Origin of the sequence: Agrobacterium sp. MCAB5 (genome assembly GCF_052114365.1) — a bacterium.
GTDB lineage: Bacteria > Pseudomonadota > Alphaproteobacteria > Rhizobiales > Rhizobiaceae > Agrobacterium > Agrobacterium tumefaciens.
The window spans coordinates 1-675 of record NZ_JBFREP010000116.1 but is presented as its reverse complement, the minus strand read 5'-3'; the positions used below and the strand labels follow the sequence as shown (position 1 = coordinate 675).

Genomic DNA, 675 nt, shown 5'->3' with positions numbered 1-675 from the left:
GTGTAGATCGACCTCCAGGATATTTGAAAATCGCGGGCTCTTCTGCTCCAGTGAACGCAGCGCAGTTCCTGCTATTTGTGGATCGTTGATCTGTCCAGCGACCGCGGTCAACAAGCACCAGTAGAATGTGCTATCAGGAACCGGTTGATCCCGCAGCAGCTTCAAGGCATCGTCATATGCCCCGCGCCAGTAAAAACCGGCCGCTAGAAAGGTGTAATCGGACGGCTGCGGAACAGGCATAAGCGCAATTGTTTTCCTGAGCATGGTGTCTGCCTGCTCATAAGAACCAAACGCAAAGAGCCGGCTTGCGATTGTCACGCGCTCCCGCGCGTTTTCTGGGAGCACCGCCAAGGCCTTGATTACTGACGTCTCAAAGCCCCTTGTATCCTCAACCTGAAATTCCAGCATCGTTTTGACGCGGAGTGTGAGCCAGGACGCAGGAGCCAATCTTTGGGAGTTCTGGTAGGATTTCCGGGCCTCTTCAAGAAGAAGCTGGCTCCTTACCCGGTTGTTTTGATTAGCTTCTGCTATACTGTCTTCGATACGCACAAGAGCAAGCAAGGCCCAGGCCCCGGCATAGTCGGGTTGCGCGCGCACCGTATCGGTCAAGCATTTGGACATCCATAGACGGTCCCTATCCGTCATCATTATGAGTTTATTGAGACTATGTGTTAC

The 675-nt window shown here is 53.2% G+C and carries 1 protein-coding gene; it reads right to left on the bottom strand.

Annotation, left to right across the window (positions count from 1 at the left end):
* Positions 1-609 (bottom strand): hypothetical protein (locus AB4Z23_RS27670; RefSeq protein ID WP_441361205.1); only part of this gene is annotated, 609 nt, incomplete at its 3' end.
* Positions 610-675 lie beyond the last annotated feature (66 nt).